Origin of the sequence: Gordonibacter pamelaeae 7-10-1-b, assembly GCF_000210055.1 — a bacterium.
GTDB lineage: Bacteria > Actinomycetota > Coriobacteriia > Coriobacteriales > Eggerthellaceae > Gordonibacter > Gordonibacter pamelaeae.
In genome coordinates this window covers 972,952-977,214 of record NC_021021.1, presented here as the reverse complement: position 1 = coordinate 977,214, position 4,263 = coordinate 972,952, and the positions used below count along the sequence as shown (strand labels likewise).

At 66.2% G+C, this 4,263-nt stretch carries 1 protein-coding gene and 1 pseudogene; one reads left to right on the top strand and one right to left on the bottom strand.

The window, feature by feature from the left end:
• Positions 1–67: 67 nt before the first annotated feature.
• On the bottom strand, positions 68–3,556 hold the full coding sequence (locus GPA_RS04600) for an EAL domain-containing protein (RefSeq protein WP_083808915.1): 3,489 nt from the start codon (positions 3,554–3,556) through the stop codon (positions 68–70).
• Between the two features lie 278 nt (positions 3,557–3,834).
• Here GPA_RS04600 and GPA_RS04595 point away from each other — a divergent pair.
• Positions 3,835–4,263, top strand: a pseudogene (locus GPA_RS04595) (serine dehydratase subunit alpha family protein); the annotation flags it as partial.

The window sequence follows — 4,263 nt, the reverse complement described above, 5'->3', positions numbered from 1 at the left end:
GGCGGCCGTCAGCTGGGCGTCGCGCGCGCGGCCGCGGCGTGCGCGCTCGTGCTGGCCGGCATCTTCGTCATGCGCTTCGCGTTCTACATGATGCACCTGACGGTGGGGCTGGGCGTGTAGGCTTTAGTCGGCATGGGGGGGACGGGGTGCCCGGATCGTAGAAGCAGAAGTGCGCCTTGCCCTGCGACTTCGCCCGGTACAGCGCCGTGTCGGCGCGGTCGTACACCGTCTTGAAATCCGTTCCCTGCTTGGGTACGAGCACCACGCCGGCCGAGGCCGAGAGCTCGATGGACGTGTCACCCCTTACCTTCGTCGTCCACGGCTTGCCGCAAAGCGCGCCAACGCGCCGCGCCAAGCTGGCCTGCGTGATATCGTCGCAGTACACGATGAACTCGTCGCCGCCCCAGCGGCACACCAGGTCGTTCTTGCGGAATGCGCCGCGCAGATGGCTCCCCGCGTCCGCCAGCGCCGTGTCGCCGGACAGGTGGCCGTAGCGGTCGTTGATCAGCTTGAAATCGTCCAGGTCGATGATCACGAAGGCGCCTGCCGTTCCCTTGCGCAGCGTTTTCGCCAGGGCCTCCGGCAGCAGCGCTGCGCCGGTCTGGCGGTTCAGCAGCCCGGTGAGCGCGTCGTGGCGCGCCTTGTCCTCCAGCTCCAGCTCCCGGCGTTTGCGCCGGTCGATATCGGTGACGGTCAGATAGGCGTACACGTCGCCGCCCTCCTCGAGCCGGACGAGGCGGAAGTCCAGTTCCATCCAGCGCTCGCCCTGCTCGTCTTGCTGGCGGTACTCCAGCGAATCGAACAGCACCCCGTCCTCGAAACGCGCGAGCATGGCGTCGAAGTCGAGGAACGACCTGACCGCCGCCTCGTCCTTCACGGTATGCACCGTGCGCCCGATGCGCTCGGCCGGCGTGGTGTCCGTCCAGTCTTCGAGCTGGGCTCCCGAAGCCCGCCTCCATGCCTTCCGATCGGCGGCGTTCAGGAAGCTCTTCGTGCACAGGTTGACGCACCAGTGGTCCACGGCGCGGCCCTTCAGCATGTCGAACAGGTTGCCCTCCGGGTCGCTTTCGGCAGAAGCGGTGCTCGGTGCAGCTGGGGATGGATCGAGCTCCCTCTGGTCCGTCACGTCGGCGAGCGAGGCGAAGAAGATGCTGCGCTCCTGCTCGCGCCGCAGGAAGAACACTTTCAAGTGCAGCCACATAAGCTCGCCGTTCAGGCGGTAGCGCCGTATCGTGCCCTCGGCGCCCGACACCGGGTGCTGCTCGGCCTGCTGGAACAAGCTCATGATGAGGTCTCGGTCATCGGGGTGCACCTGGCGGAAGATGAACCGCTGGCGCTCGTGCAGGTCGATGGCGTTGCAGCCGGTCACGCGATAATACGAGTTGTTCACTTGCAGCAGCTCGAAACGATCGGGGTAGACGGCGTACACGGCCATGCCCCCGAGGAGGTTGTCGACGAGCGTGTGGCTCGTCACGTTTTCGTTCAGCAGCGCATCCAGGTCGATAAGATCCATGAGCGGGCTCAGCACGCCGCGGAAGTCCACGGCATTGGGCTGGCCGAGCAGGGCCTCGATCTGCTCGGTGTCCATGGGGCGGTGGAAGTAGTAACCTTGGGCGTAGTCGCAGCCGATCTCCTGGAGGAAATCCACCTGCTCCTTCGTCTCGGCACCTTCGGCGATGATGCGCAGGTCCATGAGGCGGGCCATGGACACGACGGCTTCGAGGATGCTCTCGCTGCGCTGCGTGTCGTCCTCGCGGTTCAGGAAGCCCATATCGATCTTCAGGACGTCCACGGTGATGTCCTTCAGCATGTTGAGCGACGAGTAGCCGCTGCCGAAGTCGTCCATGAGGATGGTGAAGCCGAGCGCTTTCAGCTGGCGCACCGCCTCGGCCATCTTTCGGTCCTCGGCATAGGCGCTCTCGGTGATCTCCAGCTCAAGGAGACGGTGGTCGAGGCCGTAGGTGCTCACCAGGTCCTCGAGGGTCTCCACCACGTCGATGGCGTACAGGTCGGCCCGCGAGATGTTCACGGACACGGGGATGGGCCGGTTGCCGCGGTCGATCCACGAGCGCAGGTTCCGGCACACCTCGTCCCACACATACAGGTCGAGGCTGGCGATGAACCCGTTGCGCTCGAGCACGGGGATGAACGCCCCCGGCATGACGATGCCGCGCTCGGGATGCTGCCAGCGCACGAGCGCCTCGAGGCCCACGATGCGCCCCGTGCGGGTGCTGCACTGGGGCTGCCAGTACGGCACGAACTCGCGGTTCTTCAGCGCCTGTTTCACTTCCAGCAGCAGCTTCGCCTCGTTCTCCAGCTTCTCGGACATGGAATCCTCGTACCAGGCCACGCGCTTGGCGTAGGCGTTCTTGACCGAGGCCATGGCCAGCATGGCATAGTCGCAGGCGGTGCTGACCGACCCTCCCGCCTCCTCGATGGGGCATACGCCGATGGCGGGACGGAACCCGATGGTGTCCTCGGAGTCGAAGGGCGGCAGCTTGAGCTGGCCGTCGATGGAGTCCTCGGCTATCACGCCGCAGGGCAGCACGAGGGTGAAGTCGTCGCCTCCCAGGTAGCCGGCCACGCCGCCATGGCGCTCGGCAAGGCTGTCGAGGCGGGCCGCGATGGAGCGCAGTATCTCGTCGCCCGCCTCGCGCCCATGCCACTCGTTGAACAGCTTGAAGTGCTCGATGTCCAGATAGGAGGCATCGAAGCGCTGGCCGGGATGCGCTTTGACCAGTTTGTCGGCCTTCTCGTAGAACGTGGAGGCGTTGTAGAGGCCGGTGAGCCGGTCGCGCTCGCGCAGCTGCCGTATCTGGGCGGTTTCGACGTGCTTGTTGCGGTTGCGCACTTCGGCATCGATGTCGGCGATGAAGCACATGACCACCGTCTCGCCGCCCTCTCCGCGCTTGACGGGCACGACGGTCTGCGCCACCCAGCCCCAGCTGCCATCGTAGCGCAGTTTGCGGAACTCGTCGCGCAGCGCGCCGCCCGCCTCCTCGATGCGCGCGAGCATGGTTCCGAAGTCCCAGAACCGCTCGAACCGCTCGCGGTCCTCGGGGCTTATCATATTCTCCCGCACGTCGTCGAACATAGCGTCGAGCTCGCCGGAGAGCGGCGGCATGACGTACTTGCCCGGCTCGTGGTAGAGTACCCGGTACGTGCCGTCCGTCAGGTTGATCTCGAACAGCTCGTCGTAGGACGAGGGCTCCCTCAACGTGGAGAACAGGCTGCGGCTCCGGTTGTCAACGGGCCGGCCCGAGAACAGCACGCAGGGGCCGCGGTCGAACCAGTCAACCTCGAGGCAGGTGATCTCGAACCATTGGTCGCGCCGCGCGCTGAAGATGACGGTCTGGGCGGCATCCCCGTCCCCGTGCCAGGGGCAGTCGATGCAGGGCTCGCTCGAGCCGCGGAACGACTCGTAGCAGAGGGAGCCCACCTGGCCGCGCGGGAACGCGCGATGGGCGGCCTGGTCCATGTACACCACGCGATAGTCGCGGTCGATGACATAGGTGTGCCGGCGCATGGATGGGTTCCCTGAAGCGCTGTCGCCCATGTACCTGCTCCTAACCGAAGTAGCCGATCTCCCCATGACGGACTGGTGCCGCAAGAGAGCAACCCCCATTGTATCTCCTTGCGCAGGCTGGTGTCTTGCAAAAGGCGAAAGGCTATAGAAATAGTCGGGTATTGCCGCACCGATCGTGCCCGTTCAATGCGTTAAAGACAGCTTCCCCACGATCACCGCGGCCTCTCGCCAGCGTCGATGCAGAGTCCGGCACCCGATGGGGGCCGCGTGCTATCATGGGGGAATCGCAACCGGCGGGAAGGCGGAGCATGGATCGGACCGACGAGCGCTACGGCGCCTACGTTTCCATCTTGGAAGAAGAGCTTATCGCGGCGATGGGATGCACGGAGCCCATCGCCATCGCGTTGGCGGCGGCGCGGGCGCGCGAGCTGCTGGGCGTCGAACCCGCCCGCGTGCAGGTGGCGGCCAGCGGCAGCATCATCAAGAACGCGAAGAGCGTCGTGGTGCCCCACACGGGCGGCCTCAAGAACATCGAGGCCGCGGCGGCGGCCGGCATCGTGGCGGGGGAGGCCGCCCGCGGGCTGGAAGTGATCGCCGACGTTTCGCCGGCCGACGTGGAGAAGGTCGTCGCCTACCTGGAGGGCACCCCCATCGCGGTTGAGCGCGCGGACTCGGGCCTTGACTTCGACATCGTCGTGCAGGTGTTCGCGGGGGATGGTGCCGAGGGGGCGGCGGCC

Coding starts and splice junctions, on each gene's coding strand:
- GPA_RS04600 (WP_083808915.1), bottom strand. CDS start 3,556: ATGGGCGACAGCGCTTCAGGGAACCCATCCATGCGCCGGCACACCTAT.